This window comes from Nitrincola alkalilacustris, from assembly GCF_008973755.1.
Taxonomy (GTDB): domain Bacteria; phylum Pseudomonadota; class Gammaproteobacteria; order Pseudomonadales; family Balneatricaceae; genus Nitrincola; species Nitrincola alkalilacustris.
This window is the reverse complement of the sequence record NZ_WBOM01000005.1, coordinates 175,796-192,866: the sequence shown is the minus strand read 5'-3', so window position 1 is coordinate 192,866 and position 17,071 is coordinate 175,796. Positions and strand designations below refer to the sequence as shown.

Below are 17,071 nucleotides of genomic sequence, written 5' to 3'. Positions count from 1 at the left end.
CTTCAATTTTTGGTCTTTCAGGTGTTTGGCGGCAAGAGATGAGGTGACTGAGCACCGCCAAAACACGCGGCTCAGCCCCCGGGGAGCAGTCGTAGTAGGCCGAGTAGTAGAGCGTTGAACTGACTGAAGATGAATGACAACATTTTTGCTCTCTGATGATTTTAGCTTTGTTTGTTTAAGCTGCTGAGTGTTCTTGTTACTGAGTGTTTGGTTTTGCGAATGTCAGGCAGGACCCGACGGACCATCAGAGTAGTCGTAGGAGTAGTAGCGAATGTACAAGCGAGCGGATTGTCTTCATGCCCTAAACCATAACGAGTTCATCACGTCATGACAACCCCTATTTTCAGCTTAATGAAAAAGGGGCCTGGTACATTTTCACTCTTATTACATCAGCTCACCCAAGGCCGTAATACGCTTCGGCAATCCAGGGTTACTCGCAGGCGCGCAAACAGCAGATACAGCCCGGCCAGCTTGCGATGCAGAAAAAGTGCATCGACCGGTGGTGAGTGCCAGTATCCCTGCTTCATGCTGAGTTGCATCCCCTTGTCTCGCAGCCGGGTGGCAAGATCGGTGGAGGCAAAGTCGTAGCTGTCAGCCCGCAAAGGCTCCAGTGCCAGGTCAAACAGTTCCATCACCGTCTGCATCTGCTCCTGTGTGACATCCTGGCTGAAGTAGCCTATCTCTCTGGCTGCAGACAACATGCCATCACGATCCCCTTCAATTCCAGCCGTGAACAGAGTCCTATAAGCGGCACTTAAACGTGCTGTATAAATACGGGTAGCGCCAAAGTCGAGTAGCACCAGCTCTGCGGTAGAGTGATCATAAAAGTAGTTGGCAAAGTTGGGATCAGTCTGCACCCGTCCGAACTCAAACAGCTCGCGGAACAGCAGCGCCAGCATCTGCCGGGCGATAGTGTGGCGTGCCTCAGCAGACAGATCCACCGCCTCATCCAGCGACACGCCCTCTTCAAAGCTCATGGCCAGCACCTGCCCGGTGGAAAGCTCGGGCACGAATTGAGGTACACGAACGCCCTTCTCTCCAGCCAGCAGTCGCCCATATTCAGCCAGATGCTCGGCCTCCAGGTGATAGTCTGCCTCGGCATGCAACTGCTGCTTGGCCTCCTTGACCAGCGAGGTGATATCCATGCCATCCGGCAACAGACGCGATATGCGCAGCAGCGTCACCACATTATCCACATCCGAATCGATGCTCTGACTGATGCCGGGATACTGAATTTTCAGCGCCAGAACCCGACCTTGATGATCCACAGCGCGATGAACCTGCCCGATGGATGCGGCTGCCACAGGTGTAAAGCCAAACTGCTGAAACTGCGACTGCCACTGTGCGCCGAGATTATTTTCCAACACGTCTGCCAGTTGCAGCATCGGCATCGGCGTTGCAGAGGAGCGAAGCCTTGCCAGTAGTATTGATAGCTCGGGTGGCAACAGATCACCGGCATCCATCGATAGCAGTTGTCCGACTTTCATGGCAGCGCCACGCAGGTGAGACAGTTTTTCGGCAACACGATTCACATTTGCGGGGGTCAGCAACATATCTCGGCCGACCGGGCGTTTACCCGAAGCCAATTGACGCACACCTTCGGCCATCATGCCGCCAGCGACACGGGATGCCAGCCCACCCAGATGCACCAGTCTTGATGTTCGGCTGATGGGTATAGATTTTGATTTTTGATCGCTCACTTTCGCTCCTTTTTCATCCTTGTACGATGGAACTATGCCTTCAGCTCAAATCGCTGTGATATAACAGCGAAATAACCAGCCATTCCCCGGCGACAACACCCTCGAACTGCTCGAATCCTGCTGCAGGTTGTAACATACTGGGCGTGACAAAATAAGACTATGAGCTTCAGACCATCTGAATAAAAGGAACAGCGCCCGTCATGGTAGATTTTTCAAGCCTCTTTTCGGCACAGCGCCCTTACTCCAGTGCCGGCAGCGATGATAATCTCGACGCCCAGCTAGAAAGCGACCGCGGCAGGATCATCAACTCGGCTGCCGTGCGCCGTCTGCAGCAGAAAACTCAGGTGTTTCCGCTGGAGCATAATGCCGCTGTGCGCTCTCGTCTGACCCATTCGCTGGAGGTGCAGCAGACAGGTCGATTCATCACCCGCACCATTTTTGACAAGCTGGGTGATGATGCGGCGAAGTACGGCCTGGCCGGACGGGAGCGTGCCACCGAGAGTCTGGTGGAGATGGCCTGTCTGATGCACGATATCGGCAACCCACCATTCGGTCATTTCGGCGAGGCTGCCATCTCGCGCTGGTTCCGTGACCAGCTGGATCAGTTGCCGATATTAAACCCCTCCTCTCTGACAGAGGAGGAGGCATTTTTTACCGCTCAACTGAAGCGTGAACTGCAGAGTTTTGAGGGCAATGCTCAGGCAATACGTCTGATCAGCCAATTGCAGAAGCTCAACCTTACCTATCTGCAATCGGCCTGCATTCTCAAATACACACGCTGCGCCACCGATCCCCGCCCGGATACCGGCCACCCGCTCAGTTATCTGATGAAAAAGCCGGGTTACTACTTCTCGGAACGCGAGTTTGTGGCACAGATGCAGCAGGAACTGAAAATGCAGCCGGGGCACCGTTTTGCACTGAGCTATCTGATGGAGGCGGCAGACGATATCTCCTACTGCCTGGCAGATCTTGAAGATGCCGTAGATAAGAAGATTCTGAGCACGCAGCGCTTAAAGCAGTTATTGATTGAGCAGTTTGCTGCACTGCGACCACAGGATGCTGATGAGAAACACTTTACTGATCCTCGCAAGACCAGCCGCTCCTTTGCCCAGATCATCGAGTATGCGCTGCAACGCTCGGAGCAGGAGTCGATCAATAAGGATCATGAGTTTTTTGTCTGGCTCAGAGTCGGCCTGATCCATCCACTGGTGCAACATGCAGCCGATGCCTTTATCGAGCATCTGGAGAGTGTCTTCGAGGGGGATCTGAACCGTGCGCTGCTGGAGGATCAATCCCCCTGCCATGCGATTATTGAAACACTGAAAAAGGTCGCAATACAGCATGTGTTTTCAGTCGACGAGGTCAAGACACTGGAGCTTCAGGGCTATCGCATCCTCACCGGACTACTGGATCACTACAAACCCCTGCTGATGCTGACACAGGAGCAGTTCGATCAACTGCGAGAGGGCAAGAGCAAAGGTTTGCTGATCGAAAGTCTGCTGTTCCGGCGCCTGCCGAATAAACATATCAAGGCTTATCTGCAGATGCGCGATCAGCCCGTTGGCAACGCAACCTTGTGGGAGGGTTACTGCCGCTGCCGTCTGTTGCAGGATATGGTCAGTGGCATGACCGACCAGTACGCGCTGGATGAGTATCGGACGTTATCGGTGATCGGATAATACCTGGGCATCACAGGCAACCGCTCCTGCGTTGCCAGCATACTGCCCATCCCTGGGCATAAAAAAAGCCACAGCCCTGTTTATGGGTTGTGGCTAAAAGGCATGCAGGTTTTTAATCACACAGCCAAGGGAAGTGGATCAGCTTCTTGCCAGCCAGGTCGTGAACTCTTCAGTCAGCTCATCGGCATAATCCGACCACCAGGCATCATCAAACAGAAATGCGTTCTGGAAATTCTCCGGTGCGGTTGGCAGATCGCGCAGAATCTCGGCAGGCAGCAGAGCCGCAGAGGATTTACGGGTCGGGCCATAGGCGATGTACTCCGCCTGCTTAGCCAACTGTTCGGTTTCTGCTGCAAACACCTTGAACTCCAGCGCCCGCTCCAGTTTAGGGCTGCCTTTCGGGATAGCCCAGCCGTTCATATAACCGATCTGATGATCCCAGATGATCTCGAAGGGCTGACCCTCCTGACGCTGAGCGGCCTGAATACGGCCATTGAAGGCAGAGGTCATGATCACCTCACCATCAGCCAGCAACTGCGGTGGCTGAGCACCGGCAGACCACCAGATCACGTGATCCTTGATGCTTTCGAGCTTTCTGTAAGCACGCTCACGACCCTCTTTGGTCTCCAGCAACGGGTAGACATGATCCGAGTCCACACCATCGGCCAGCAGCGCCCACTCCAGATTACCCTGTGGCTGACGCTGCAGAGCACGGCGGCCAGGATATTTCTCAATATCGAACAGGTCGGTCAGATACTTGGGGGCATTTCCATTAGGGAACTGCGTAGTGTTATAGGCCAACACGTTGGATACAACAATTGAGGAAACCGCACAGTCATGAATCGCGCCCATGATGAAGTCATCCTGCGCCGATGTGCCGTCCGACCCGGGATTCAGCAACGCCGGATCAAACTGCTCCAACAACCCCTCTTCGCAACCACGCACGATATCAGGACGATCCAGCGACACCAGATCCCACACCACATTACCGGTTTCCACCTGCGTTTTGATCTCAGCCAGACCGCCGCTGAAATCCACCATGCGTATCTCAACGCCAGTCTTCTCGGAAAAGGGTTTGTAGTAAGCCTCCTGCTGACTGTGCGCAAACGCGCCGCCCCAGGAAACAATGGTCAGGGTTTCACTGGCGTTGGCCAGCCCTGATCCGAAAAGGCCCAGGGCCAGTGTAGAGATGATGCGTTTAGAACCTTTCATGACTGCAACTCCCACGTTCATCGTTTTTGTTGTTTGCCGGGACAGAGCTGTTTGCACCAGTTGCACAACAGCCAGGTACCCGATCAGTACACATTTGATAAAAACACCTGTTCATTACAGAAGGCAGAATAGTATATTTTATACAATATACAAATAACTTTTTGATTAAAATTTTACCTTCTGATTTTTCCGAATCGATTCAATGAGTAAGCGCTGGTCTCCAGCGGAGCGGAACGCATGCAGGCAAAGGATTCAATGATTTCTGCGGTGATGGCAGCCTGAGTCAGCCCCAGATGTTGATGGCCAAACGCCAGCATCACCCTGCCCTGCGGGCCGCAGCGATCAATGATCGGAAGCGAGTCTGGCAAGGATGGCCGGTGCCCCATCCAGCGCTGCCCAGGCTGCAGATCCACTTGCGGCAAAAGTCCGGCAGCATGTTGCCTGAGCATATCGGCGCGACGCATATCCGGGTCCAGCTTCAGCCCTCCAAACTCGACAGTACCGGCACAACGCAAGCCTTCGCTCATCGGGGTCATAATGAATTTGCGCTCGGCAGAGCTGACAGGAATAGACAACGCACTGCGCAGCTGAGGAAACATCAGATGATAACCACGCTCCGTATCCAGCGGAACACGGATACCGGTCAACTGCTCAAGCCACTGCCCGGACCAGGCACCGGTTGCCAGCACAAGGCGAGGAACATGATGTCGCCCCTGCTGGGTGACAACCTCACAGCCCTGATCCGACACCCCTAACTGTGTCACCTCCTCCTTGAGCACCTGACCACCCGCCTGCACAAACGCCTGCACCATGCACTGAGTCAGCGCCAGCGGATCGGGTGTATGTCCGGTTTCGGGAAATAACACGGCCTGGCGAACCTGATGCGACAGCTGAGGTTCCAGATCCCTCGCCTGATCGCCGCTCAGGTGTTCGGTAACGACCTGCTGATCCTGCAATTGTTGCAGTGTGGTGCGGTAAGCCTTGAAAGCCTGCTCTGTCTCGAACACCAGCAATGACCCCTTCTTGATCAGATGGTGTTCGCCCGATATCTGCCCCAGCAGACGATGCCATGCCTCCAGAGACGCATGGTTCAACTGACTGATTGCCTGTGTGCCACGGGCCACTGCAGAGGGCCGTGCCTGCCACAGAAACCGCAGCAACCAGGGGGTGATCCGCGGCAGGTAAGCAGGCCTGATCGCCACAGGGCCCAAGGGGTCCAGCAGCATGCGCGGTATTTTGGGTAGCAGTTGCAGAGAGGCCAACGGCAACACCTGTTCGGTGGCAAAGTGCCCGGCATTACCCTGCGAGCAGCCATGCCCCGGTAGATCCCTATCCAGCAGCAGGACCTTGAAACCCGCCAGTTGTAGCCGCGTTGCACACGCGACACCTATCACACCTGCACCTACCACAGCGATATCGATTGATGGCTCCATTTAAGCTCCAGAATATTGCTGACTAAAATTTCATAGTTCGCACCCAGATGAGTGTCAGGCACCGATCGGTAGCGCAATCCATCATCAAAACGACAAAATACCGATATTGTATAAAATATACAATGGCGATATAGTGATTCGATTCCGATTAAGACTCCGATAAAAAGTGAAGGCGGAACATCATGAGAGAAGGTACTTTTTTTTGCATCGATGCCCATACCTGCGGCAACCCTGTACGGCTGGTGGCAGGTGGATATCCGGCACTGAATGGCAGCACCATGAGCGAGAAGCGGCAGGACTTCCTGAAGCAGCATGACTGGATACGCCAGGCACTGATGTTTGAGCCACGCGGGCATTCCATGATGTCTGGATCGATTGTATATCCCCCTTGCTCACCTGATGCAGATGCCTCGGTACTGTTTATCGAAACCAGTGGCTGCCTGCCGATGTGCGGTCATGGCACTATCGGCACGGTCACGATTGCGATCGAAAACGGCATCATCAAACCGAAACGCCCAGGGCACTTGATTCTAGATGTACCGGCGGGTCAGATTCGCATCGAATACACCCAGAACGGACCCAAAGTGGAGAGTGTCCGGATTTTCAATGTCGCGGCCTATCTGGCCCACCGCGACATCACGATTCAGGTGCCGGACCTGGGTGAGCTGGTACTGGATGTCTCCTATGGCGGCAATTACTACGCCATCGTTGATCCACAGAAAAACTATCAGGGACTTGAGTCCTTCTCCGCCGATCAGATACTGCACTACAGCCCGATTATCCGTCGCCTGATGAACGAGGCCGTGAGCTGCGTGCATCCAGATGATCCCACGGTATCCGGTGTGTCCCATGTGCTCTGGACAGGCGAACCGACACAGCCCGAAGCCACTGCCCGCAATGCCGTGTTCTATGGTGATCGCGCTATAGATCGCTCCCCCTGCGGCACAGGCACCAGTGCCCGCATGGCACAATGGGTGGCACGTGATCGGCTGCAGGTCGGGCAGGAGTTTGTGCACGAGAGCATTATCGGCAGTCTGTTTCACGGCCGTGTGGAGAGTCTGTGCAAAGTCGGCGAGCATGACGCCATCATGCCCAGCATTCAGGGCTGGGCCAGAGTCACCGGTCACAACACCATCTGGGTCGACAGCGAAGATCCTTACGCCTATGGCTTCGAAGTGAAGTAAGAGCCAAATAAGAGCCAAGTAAACCAGAAGCTGAAAGGCCCAGAATAAGGAGTAAAGATGACACATCCACTCAACAACATAGATTGGAATACCCTGTTCCAGGCTGAGGCCGGCTTTCAGGCGATCAATCCGGCCAGCGGCGAGACACTGCCGGGCCATTTCCCTGAACATACTGATGCTGAGATCAGTCAAACCATTGAAGAGGCCGCGCATCAGTTTATTCAGTTCGCCACCAGTTCATCCAGAACACGTGCAGAGCTGCTGCGCCAGATAGCACGGGAGCTGGAAAATGACAGATCACGTATTGTTGCGCGAGCGGCGCTGGAAACAGCCCTCCCAGAAGCCAGATTAAACGGTGAACTGGGGCGCACAACCGGACAGCTGAACTTCTTTGCCACTATTCTGGATCAGGGAAGCTGGCAGCGCAGTGTCATAGATCCGGCCGACCCGAAGCGTGAGCCACTGCCCAAGCCGGATCTGCGCCTGCACTATCTGCCGATAGGTCCTGTTGCTGTCTTCGGGGCATCCAATTTTCCTCTCGCCTTTTCGGTGGCTGGTGGTGATACCGCATCAGCTCTTGCAGCCGGGTGCCCGGTGATCGTCAAGGCACATCCAGCCCATCCGGGAACCTCGGAACTGGCAGCCGCTGCGATCAGGCGCGCGCTGAAAAACTGCCACCTGCCCGATGGTCTCTTTGCGTTGATTCAGGGCTCAGGTCATCAACAGGGACAGGCACTGGTGAAGCACCCACAGATCAAGGCGGTCGGCTTCACCGGCTCGCTGCGTGGCGGTCGCGCTCTGTATGATCTGGCTGTATCACGCCCTGAACCTATCCCCTTCTTTGGTGAGCTCGGCTCTGTGAATCCGGTTTTTCTGCTGCCGGATGCCCTTGGTGCAGCTCCGGAAAAGCTGGCGGAAGAGTTCATTGCATCGCTGACACTCGGCGCCGGTCAGTTCTGCACCAATCCCGGTTTGGTCTTTGCCGTGAAGAGCCCCGCGCTGGATCTGTTCATTGATCAAGCCGGCAAAACGCTTCACCAGCAACCGGCAGGCACACTGCTGACTCCCGCCATCAGTGCTGGCTATCGACAACAGGTGCAGCAGTTGCAGCAGACACCCGCCATGAAGCTGGAGGCCCAAGCCGCCCAGACTCCTGAGATGCAGCAGGTTCAGCCGATGCTCTTCAGTATTGAAGCGGAGCAATGGCTGGCACTGAATACACGTGAGGAGGAAGTCTTCGGTCCGGCAGGGACGCTGGTGATCTGTCGCGATCTCGAGCAGATGAAAGTGATCGCCCCACAACTGCAGGGGCAACTGACCTGTACCCTGCACTGCACGGATGCCGATCTTGATCTTGCTCACCATTTGCTGCAGACGTTGCAGTTCAAGGCTGGCCGCATACTGTTCAATGGCTGGCCGACCGGGGTAGAGATCTCGCCTGCCATGGTTCACGGTGGGCCTTATCCGGCATCGACCGCCAGCCAGAGCACATCGGTTGGTGGCACAGCGATTGAACGCTTTCTGCGCCCGGTCTGTCTGCAGAACGCACCTCAAGCCCTGCTTCCTGACTCACTGCTTGACCATTCCTGAATCTCAAACTATCACAAACGATCATGGAAGTGCGTACCGACAGAGCTGGTTCTGGGTGCGCGCTTCCCGCTTTCAATCCATAACTGATATACTGCGCCCATCTATCCTTGAGTGATTGCCTTCAACCGATCATGAGCATACCGACACAGCAAGTTTACAAGACCCGCACCCAGATGGTGGTGGATATCCTGCGCGAAAAGATTCTGTCTGGTGATATCAAGGCAGGCGACCCCCTGCGCCAGGACTCGCTGGCCAAGGAGTTCAATGTCAGCCGCATACCTGTGCGTGAAGCACTGCTGCAGCTTGAAGCTCAGGGATTGGTGCACTTTGAGGCTCATAAGGGTGCAACGGCCACCGAACTGTCGCCCGACAAGATCATAGAACTGTTCGAATTGCGTGCGCTGCTTGAGTGTCATGTACTTGAAAAAGCAATTGATCACATGCAGGACAGCGACTGTGAACGCGCCGAGAAGGTACTGCATGAGTTCGAGGAGGCCGTGGAATCAGGCACACGGGTTGAACGATGGAGCGATCTGAACTACGCCTATCACGAATCCCTTTATCGCCCATCGGGAATGCCTCAGGCGCTGGAGATGATCGCCAGCCTGAACACCAAATGTGACCGTTACATCCGTATGCAGCTGCTGTTTACTACCGGTATAGTAAAAGCCGAGCGTGAACATGCCGAGTTGCTGAAACTGTGCAAAGCCAGGGATAAGGCTGGAGCCAGCCTACTACTGAAAAATCACATCATGGAAGCGGGTACAGCCATCCGCGATCTGCTGATCAAACAGCAGTCTCAGAGTAAGTAAGCTCCAGATTTATCAGTGGCCCAGCTGAACCTTATGGGCCACTCCCTTTGAATAACTGTTGAGTACAGATTGAAGGTCAGCCAAGGGCAATGGCCTGCTGTAAAGATAGCCCTGGTAAAGATCACATCCACTGGCTGCAAGAATAAGCTGCTGCTCAGATGTCTCGACACCCTCAGCAATCACCTCCAGTCCCAGCGCCTGCCCCATCGCAATGATCGCATTCACAATCACCCGATCATCGGGGTCCTCAACCAGATCCCTGACAAATGACTGATCAATCTTGAGCTGATCCAGAGGCAAACGCTTCAGGTACTGCAGAGATGAGTAGCCGGTACCGAAATCATCCAGCGCAAAGCGCACACCCAGCGCTTTGAGCTGACGCATTTTCCTGACGGTGCTTTCAATATTTTCCAGTACGATAGACTCTGTCAGCTCAAGCTTGAGTCTGCTCGGTTCGGCACCGGTACGGAAAAGTATCTCCTCCATTTGCTGGACAAATCTGTCCTGACGGAACTGACTGCCACTGACATTGACGGCAATAGTAAGTGTGGATTCAAAAGATTTGTCCTGCCACACGGCCAGTTGATCACAGGCTGTCTCTATGACCCATAATCCCATCGGCAGTATCAACCCGGTTTCTTCAGCCAATGGGATAAAATCAGCCGGTGACACCAGCCCATGCTCGGGATGTCGCCAACGTATCAGTGCCTCGACACCTACCACTTCACTCACCGCATTGACCTGTGGCTGATAGAATAGCTCCAGCTGACGCTGCTCCAGGGCTGTTCTGAGCTCACTTTCCAGCACTGCCCGTGCTTCTACCTGCGCCTGCATCCCCGGATCATAGAAGCTGATCGCATTGCGCCCGGCATCCTTGGCTTGATACATCGCAGTCTCGGCATGCATCAGCAGTCGCTCAACCGTTTCATCATCGCCGCAAAAAAGAGCAACACCGATACTGGGAGTCGAAAAGTGCGACCCCCCTCCTACTTCATAGGGAAGAGAGAGAGTCTCTCTGATTCTGTTCGCCCGCTCATCCACAGCGAGCAACACATCACTGACACCGCCCTCAATAGACTCCAGCACGATCACAAACTCATCGCCACCGATACGGGCAACCGTCTCCCCCCGCTTCAACAAGCGCTGCAAACGTGCCGATACCTCTCGTAACAGGCTATCGCCGGCCGCATGTCCACGGCTGTCATTTATCACCTTGAAACGATCCAGATCGAGCCAGAGAACGGCACCATGATCACCATTAATGGCGCTCACTGCGCAGGCATGCTCAAGCCTGTCACCCAGCAGACGACGATTGGGCAGAGAGGTCAGTGAGTCATAATAGGCCAGTTGATGAGCCTGTTCTTCGGCAAGTTTGCGCTTTGCTATCGCTTCTCGAAACAGCAACAGAGCACCGGCAATATCTCTCAGCTCACCCGTTCCCTGTGTTCTCATCTGCTCTATTTCAGGCAGCGTAACTCTTTCCACCTGTTCATGCGCGAGTGATTTCAATGCATCAGCAATCACCCGCATTCGCCTGGACAACAACTGCCCTGCCGCCCAGGCCAACACTAGAACGATAAACGCGCTGAGCAACCCAAAGACTACCAGTTGCTTGAAGAAACTGTTCAAAGAGCTGAAAGCATCGCTATTACGCAGCAGCGCTCTCTCGGTGAGTAATCCAGCAATACGATTGGCAAAGATGGTGAACTCGGTGAAATTTTGCTGGGCAATATCAAAATGACGGCTGGCTGTGGTCGGATCAACGGCAGCGATCTCTGTTGCCATGATCACCATGCTGCGATAGCTGGCATACTGCTCCTCCATCCCTTTGGCAGAGTTATGATTCACATCCAGAAGCAGCTCTGATGTAGCGAGCAGTTGCACCAGGTTCGTTACCGGCTGCAGCTCATTGACGATCGAGGCATGAACACGATAAAGGCTCAACTCATCCAGCTCACCAGAGCGAGCCTGATCCAGGGCCTGACTGGCGCGGCCATGAATCAAACCCACCTGGCGATTAAAATCGGCTGCCATACGCAGCGTTTCCAGGTCCTGCGCCTGACTGTGTGCTTGCGCCTCATAGCGAGACTGCAGGCTATGCAGAAACCAGCCACTGAGCACCAACCCCACCAGCATCACCAGCATGGCTGGTAATAGTATCAACAGCGATATCCTATGCCCGATCTTCATCCCTTCACCCTGTCCTTACTCGACTGACTGATGCAATAACCCAGGCCAGTCCCGAGGTGTGATGCTGGCAATATACTCATACTTGCGGTCTGCCAGAGGGCTGAAAATCACAACCGTTCCTTCAGGTGGAAAATATTCCATCAACTCTGCCATATTCGGACCATGAGCAACCAGTACCCGGTTCTGACCTGCTGTAACGGGCAGAGACAAAAGCCGATCAGTTTCACGCAATATCGGCGCTTTCTCATCATCGGTCAGTGCCGCCACATACATCAGCAGCGGGTTTATCTCGAAATCATCACCAAAAAGTATCTGTGACGTTTCCACTGCACGACACAGCGGGCTGCTGAATACATCAGATATGGGTATCTCCAGCGAACGCATTGCTTCAGCGATCACCGCCATCTCCTCACGCCCGGCATCAGACAATGGTCGTTGTGTGTCACAGTCAGCAATATCTATCGGTACCTGATCCGGCCTGCTCGTATCAGTGGCACCATGACGGATGAACAGGACAAAACCACCCTGATGCAATAGATTGATATGCTCTTTGGTCGCTGTCACGGGGGTAAAGGCCTCTCCCATCACCAGTTCAGGCAGATATAACAACAGGAGCACTGCCAGCTGCAACGCGTAACGTGTCATGATGAATCCCCGGCATAATCTATCAAGCATTTGCGACTGCCATGTCCAGGCTGTTGGCAAGCCACTGGACTTCATATTAGAGTTAAGTAATTAGAGTGTACTGTAAAACATTGGCCTTACAAAACATAATAGAATACTGTTGTCGATTCAGGAGGTCAGATCATGTATCTATCCGTAGAGTTAAGCTATTACCCACTCAAAGAGTCCTATAAGGATCCGATCAGGGATCTGATCAAAAAGCTGGCATCGAGCACTCTGGAGGTTCACGCCAACCGCATGAGCACACAGATATTCGGTGAGTATGAAGAGGTGATGAAGGTGCTCAGTGATGCCATGAAGTGGTCGTTTGAAACCTATGGCAAAGCGGTGTTTGTAGCAAAGTTCATGGAAGGCGACCGCCGGCCCAAGTAACGTTTAAGGAAGTGGGATGCTGTTTTCCAGTACGAGTAAATCTCCATATGTAGCACCTGAAAGCTCAGTCGGTGTGCAGCAAGGTGTACATGAAACAGTAGACTCAGCTACAGATAGCAAAAGCAGCATCTTTCAGCAGGATGGACGCCTTGGGATCGCGCCAGTCTTCAGCACGCTGGTCGCCGGTCATCGACAGGCAAGGCTCGACAGACACTGGTTGGCTGCGAGTGACACAGAGCAGCGTAAATCAGCCTTGCAGGCATTGCTGACACAACAGTTACGGCTGATTCGCGATCTGGCTGAGTCCTGCTTTGAGTCCACTGATCAGATCTATGCTCAAGTCGCACCTGATTACAGAATCATCACCGGTCTGGCCAGCGGTGTTGATCAGCTGGCAAGAGCGTCTGCACAAACACCCGAGTTCTCGCTGCACCTGCTGGCACCCCAGACAGTGAATGAATCAGACTTGCCGACTCATGCGATTGATCGCGGCGTCGCCATAGGCATGCAAGCCTGGCACCACAAGGATGAGTTGAGTGACAGTGAGTTTGAGGTGCGCGATCATCTTGCCCTGAGCTTTTCCGATCTGCTGCTGGCCGTATGGGATGATGCCGAGGGTGATCAGATCCTCAGTGGAACCGCCAGAATGATCGAAGACGCCCTCCTCAGGCGCAAACCGGTGGTTCTGCTGAGACTGGAAAAAAACCGCTCCACGCCCGTATTGATGCTGGCAGATCCACAGCGCCTGAGCGACACCTGGATCGCGCAGATGCGTGTCATGGGGGCAGATACAGACTCTCTGTTACAGGTGTTTAGCGAAGCTGAACCCGGCTCGGAAGAAGCCAGGAAGCAACTGCAGGAATGGATAGAGGGGATTCTGCTCCCCTTCCGGCCCGGTCTTGAACAGAACAACCGGGAAAGAGTACTGATCAGCCGTATCGAGAAGCAGAAACCTCTGTTGCTTTATCTCGGCCAATGGCTCATCTGGTGTGTATCACTGGCCGGACTGTCAAGCAAATCAAGGCAACGGCCCATTCCGCTGGCCGAGTGGCTCAAAGGCAGTTGGCTCTGGTTTGGGATGATGTTCAACCCGCCGGTTAAAAGTCAGCCGTACAGGATCGTTGAATGCCTGAGTACGGAGGCGAGAACCTATTCTCGCCGCGAAGAGCTTGTCAACAGAGCCCATGGCTTCTTCTCCAACCTCGCCAGATTCGATATAAGACAAGCAATCGATTCACTGCGCCATGCCCCTTGCAGCAGAGGGTATAAGGCTATCAAGCCTGGCAAGACTATAAGCGACCAGCACCCGATTCAGGAGCCGGATCTGGAAGAGGTTTTCAACTGGAGCGATACGCTGGCAAGGCTGTTCGCCACCCGCTATCGGGATGATACCTGGATGATCTACTATGCGGCCGCCTTTGCCGTTTTCTGTGCGGTGGCAGGTGCCATTCATCTCTGGCCAGCCAGTGACAAGGGCCTGCCCTATATCTGGGTGTTTCTGGAGTTCATTCTGTTGCACTTTATTGTCAGACGGGTGCTGAAGGCTCGTTACCGGGATTATCACGGACGCTGGATGGGTTTTCGTTTTCTGGCCGAACAACTGCGCTATCTGAGGCTGGGGTACCCCCTGCTGGTGCTGCCCAAGAGCTTTGTCGACCCCGTCTGGGAGCCAGCCAAATCCTCAGACCAGACTCCATGCATGCAGTTGATCAGTGCCGAAAGCTGGATTTTGCAGCGCGTGCTGATCGCCGAAGGTTTACCGCGCGACGCGCAGGGGAAAAAGATCTATACACTGACACAGCATAACAGCAGTGTGCTGTCCTATGTCCGAGAGGTGCTGGAAGAGCATCGTCAGTATTTTTATCGCAGCTATCACCATTTGCATCACAATCACGCCTCCCTTCATCGACTGGCGTTCATCCTGTTCAGTCTGACGTTTATCGCAGTCACCATCCATTTCTTCATAGCACTGCCGGGTATTCTGATCTTTACCGCATTTTTCCCTGCATGGGGTGCTGCAATTCATGGGATCCTGACACAAAATGAGGTGTCGCGTGTGTCATCCATGGCAACCTCTGTGTGGCAACAACTGACAACGCTGCTGGAAGCCCTCGACATGCATGAGCAGAAAATTGCGGCAGGTCACACACCTTCAGCCAGCTCAGACTGGGCTGAAACACACACGCTTAGAGAGATGGTCTGCGTCGCATCAGAGATCCTCTGTGACGAGAATAGATACTGGCACCAACTGTTCCAGCACAAAACACCTGAGCTGCCGGGTTGATAAACGGCCGGAAGCTGGCTCAACCCGTTTTTTCAGCTTCCTTCAGTGGCAGCACGCTATCAGTTGCAAGCTGGCTGCAGTTGCGCCCACGCTGCTTTGCCAGGTACATCGCCTGATCAGCTCGTTTGACCAGAGATTGCAACTGCTCGGCATCCATCGGATACACGGCAATCCCGATACTGACAGAAATCTGATGCTGGCGACCATCTATCTCATAAGGGCGGAAAAGCTCCATTCTCAACTTTTCAGCCACACTATAGGCTACGACCCGTGACTCCACCTCCGGCAACAGAACGACAAACTCATCCCCTCCGATACGTCCGATCAGATCAGACGCCCGAAGAGACAGTTCCATTCGCTTCGCGACCTGCTGCAACAGCCGATCGCCCACGCCATGACCGAACTGATCATTGATCGGCTTGAAGTTATCCAGATCCACAAACATCAGTGCCAGTTGCTTACCGTTACGCTGGGCTATCGCCAGTGCCTGTTCCGCCAGACGGAAGAAGAAGGCCCTATTGGGCAGCTCGGTCAGAGGATCATGCAGTGCCATATGGTGCAAGGTCTCTTCAAGCTCCTTGCGCTCGGTAATATCATTGGCATAACCGGTCCAGATCAGATGTCCATTGGCCAGACGACGAGGCTGATCCCTTGCCTCCAGCCAGATCACACGTCCATCTGGCAGAGACATTCTGAACTCGCTGTGCCAAGGAGTCATGCTGGCAGTACACTCCGCACTTTCGGCCAGGACTCTCGGGTAATCATCCGGATGAATCATGTTCAGCAGCAACTGCGCATCAGCCTCGACTGCCTGCTTGCTGACGCCGAACATCTCGCTGACACCTTCACTGGCATAGCGATAGACAAACTGGTCTGGCCCGGATTGCTCCAATTGATAGACAAAGCCCGGTAATGACTGCGTCAATTGCCGCAACTGATCGGTGAACTGTTCTTTCTGCCTGGCATAGAGCATGGCGACCATAAAACCAGCACCGCTCACCAGCAACCATATCAGGAGCAGACTTTTGCTGGACAGTTTCCAGACCCCCAACGTGGCATGCATATCTGCAGAGCTGACCACCAGCAGGTCATATTCGATTAACGGTCGCAGAACAAACATGCGCTTCAGGCCATCAAGTGCAGAGGTCATCTCCAGCACGGTGACATTCAGCAGTGGTCGTTCCACACCCTTTCTGGCAGGTAGTGTATCGCCTGTCTGATAATCGCTGAATCGGGGCAGGCGCAACAGCAATTTCCCCTCCTGATGGATCAATGCCACCGACAGGGTAGGGCTTTCCTCCACCCCCTCAAACAACTGGATCAGCGCTGCGATATCAATCAGCGCCGTACTCACACCCGCAAGCTCACCTCGGTCATTACGCTGAGCCAGCGACAGGCTGAAAAACCACTTCCCATCATGGACGATGGATAGTTCAGGCGGGGAAACAAAGCGTTTGCTGTTCGAATGCAGAAAATGATGCTGAAAGTAACTGTGTTCAGTTACGTCCGGTTTAGTGTCCCCTCCAGACCAGGCCACCAGCCGACCCTGAGCATCCATAAGCAGCAGATCCATAATGAAAGGGTTGGTGGATACGCGGTGGCGTAACAGTGCTTCAAGACTCTCGATATCCGGCTCTGACTGTAGCGGATAGTCTTCATGCAACTGCACCAAAATCCTTTCCAGATCCGACAGGAGATAACGAATCAGAGACTCATAACTGTGAGCAGTCTCCTTTACCAGAGTCTGTACCGTGGATTTTTCTTTCTGATAGGTAAAGTAAGCGGTTGATGAGAGCACAGCCGCAAAAAGAAATGAAAAAAGGAGCCATACCAGCACCACAGAGCGAGGCATTGCAGGCAAGCGCCGGGAAGTACGGCTATAACTCTTCATTCAGGCTCCAGAGGGCACGTCTGCCAATGTTCAGCATAAG

At 53.9% G+C, this 17,071-nt stretch carries 12 protein-coding genes; 6 read left to right on the top strand and 6 right to left on the bottom strand.

The window, feature by feature from the left end; genetic code table 11:
• Nucleotides 1-389 precede the first annotated feature (389 nt).
• Nucleotides 390-1,700, bottom strand: a complete 1,311-nt coding sequence (locus tag F7R27_RS11060; RefSeq protein ID WP_240776347.1) for an ABC1 kinase family protein — start codon at nucleotides 1,698-1,700, stop codon at nucleotides 390-392.
• Between the two features lie 200 nt (nucleotides 1,701-1,900).
• Here F7R27_RS11060 and dgt point away from each other — a divergent pair, with 200 nt between their 5' ends.
• Nucleotides 1,901-3,379 (top strand): dGTPase, encoded by a 1,479-nt coding sequence (gene dgt / locus F7R27_RS11055; protein WP_151704319.1) that lies wholly within the window; start codon nucleotides 1,901-1,903, stop codon nucleotides 3,377-3,379.
• Nucleotides 3,380-3,517: 138 nt separating this feature from the next.
• Here the strand turns inward: dgt and F7R27_RS11050 are convergent, their stop codons facing one another.
• Both F7R27_RS11050 and F7R27_RS11045 read right to left on the bottom strand, forming a co-directional pair.
• On the bottom strand, nucleotides 3,518-4,591 hold the full coding sequence (locus F7R27_RS11050) for a polyamine ABC transporter substrate-binding protein (protein WP_151704318.1): 1,074 nt from the start codon (nucleotides 4,589-4,591) through the stop codon (nucleotides 3,518-3,520).
• A 173-nt stretch (nucleotides 4,592-4,764) separates the two neighbouring features.
• Nucleotides 4,765-6,024, bottom strand: coding sequence for an NAD(P)/FAD-dependent oxidoreductase (locus tag F7R27_RS11045; RefSeq protein WP_151704317.1), 1,260 nt, complete (start codon nucleotides 6,022-6,024; stop codon nucleotides 4,765-4,767).
• Nucleotides 6,025-6,206: 182 nt separating this feature from the next.
• Here F7R27_RS11045 and F7R27_RS11040 point away from each other — a divergent pair, with 182 nt between their 5' ends.
• The 3 genes from F7R27_RS11040 to F7R27_RS11030 all read left to right on the top strand — a co-directional run bounded on the left by F7R27_RS11040 (nucleotide 6,207) and on the right by F7R27_RS11030 (nucleotide 9,610).
• Entirely contained in the window at nucleotides 6,207-7,208 is a 1,002-nt protein-coding gene (locus F7R27_RS11040) for a 4-hydroxyproline epimerase (protein WP_151704316.1), read from the top strand.
• Nucleotides 7,209-7,265: 57 nt separating this feature from the next.
• A complete protein-coding gene (locus F7R27_RS11035; RefSeq protein ID WP_151704315.1) occupies nucleotides 7,266-8,798 on the top strand; it encodes an aldehyde dehydrogenase (NADP(+)) in 1,533 nt (510 codons plus the stop codon).
• 131 nt (nucleotides 8,799-8,929) lie between these two features.
• Nucleotides 8,930-9,610: a GntR family transcriptional regulator gene (locus F7R27_RS11030; protein ID WP_206060480.1), complete on the top strand. Its 681-nt coding sequence runs from the start codon at nucleotides 8,930-8,932 to the stop codon at nucleotides 9,608-9,610.
• Nucleotides 9,611-9,622: 12 nt separating this feature from the next.
• Here the strand turns inward: F7R27_RS11030 and F7R27_RS11025 are convergent, their stop codons facing one another.
• Together F7R27_RS11025 and F7R27_RS11020 are read right to left on the bottom strand one after the other, a co-directional pair.
• Nucleotides 9,623-11,800 (bottom strand): putative bifunctional diguanylate cyclase/phosphodiesterase, encoded by a 2,178-nt coding sequence (locus F7R27_RS11025; RefSeq protein WP_151704314.1) that lies wholly within the window; start codon nucleotides 11,798-11,800, stop codon nucleotides 9,623-9,625.
• A gap of 15 nt (nucleotides 11,801-11,815) precedes the next feature.
• Nucleotides 11,816-12,445, bottom strand: coding sequence for a histidine phosphatase family protein (locus F7R27_RS11020; RefSeq protein WP_151704313.1), 630 nt, complete (start codon nucleotides 12,443-12,445; stop codon nucleotides 11,816-11,818).
• 162 nt (nucleotides 12,446-12,607) lie between these two features.
• On the opposite strand from F7R27_RS11020, the gene F7R27_RS11015 reads away from it, so the two are divergent.
• Both F7R27_RS11015 and F7R27_RS11010 read left to right on the top strand, forming a co-directional pair.
• The gene (locus F7R27_RS11015) at nucleotides 12,608-12,856 is read left to right on the top strand and encodes a thiamine-binding protein (protein ID WP_151704312.1); all 249 of its coding nucleotides are present in this window, start codon (nucleotides 12,608-12,610) and stop codon (nucleotides 12,854-12,856) included.
• A gap of 16 nt (nucleotides 12,857-12,872) precedes the next feature.
• On the top strand, nucleotides 12,873-15,140 hold the full coding sequence (locus tag F7R27_RS11010) for a hypothetical protein (protein ID WP_151704311.1): 2,268 nt from the start codon (nucleotides 12,873-12,875) through the stop codon (nucleotides 15,138-15,140).
• Nucleotides 15,141-15,159: 19 nt separating this feature from the next.
• Here F7R27_RS11010 and F7R27_RS11005 read toward each other — a convergent pair whose 3' ends face one another.
• On the bottom strand, nucleotides 15,160-17,031 hold the full coding sequence (locus F7R27_RS11005; RefSeq protein WP_151704310.1) for a sensor domain-containing diguanylate cyclase: 1,872 nt from the start codon (nucleotides 17,029-17,031) through the stop codon (nucleotides 15,160-15,162).
• Between the last annotated feature and the right edge of the window lie 40 nt (nucleotides 17,032-17,071).